Origin of the sequence: Streptococcus suis, from assembly GCF_002960445.1 — a bacterium.
In the GTDB taxonomy this organism is placed as follows: domain Bacteria; phylum Bacillota; class Bacilli; order Lactobacillales; family Streptococcaceae; genus Streptococcus; species Streptococcus hyiners.
Genome location: NZ_POJD01000250.1, coordinates 1 through 268, shown reverse-complemented (window position 1 = coordinate 268; position 268 = coordinate 1). Strand labels below are relative to the sequence as shown.

1 pseudogene is annotated in these 268 nt (G+C 45.5%); it reads right to left on the bottom strand.

The features are described from left to right. Positions 1–268 (bottom strand): annotated as a pseudogene (locus tag C1G53_RS09175) (2-isopropylmalate synthase); the annotation flags it as partial.

The window sequence follows — 268 nt, the reverse complement described above, 5'->3', positions numbered from 1 at the left end:
CCCAGAAAAACGAGATACTAATTCCGAAGTATTGAGCGTTTCCTTTAGAACAATCGGACTGGTCACATCATAGAAATCTTTCCGAATTTCAAGGGCAACAGCTACTTCTTCAAGGGCCGCATTTCCTGCTCGCTCACCGATACCGTTGATAGTTCCCTCGACACGACCGGCACCGTTTTTAATAGCTGAAAGGGTATTGGCAACAGCCATTCCTAGGTCATTGTGGCAATGTGGACTGAAAATAATCTCACGGTCCGATTTGACGTTT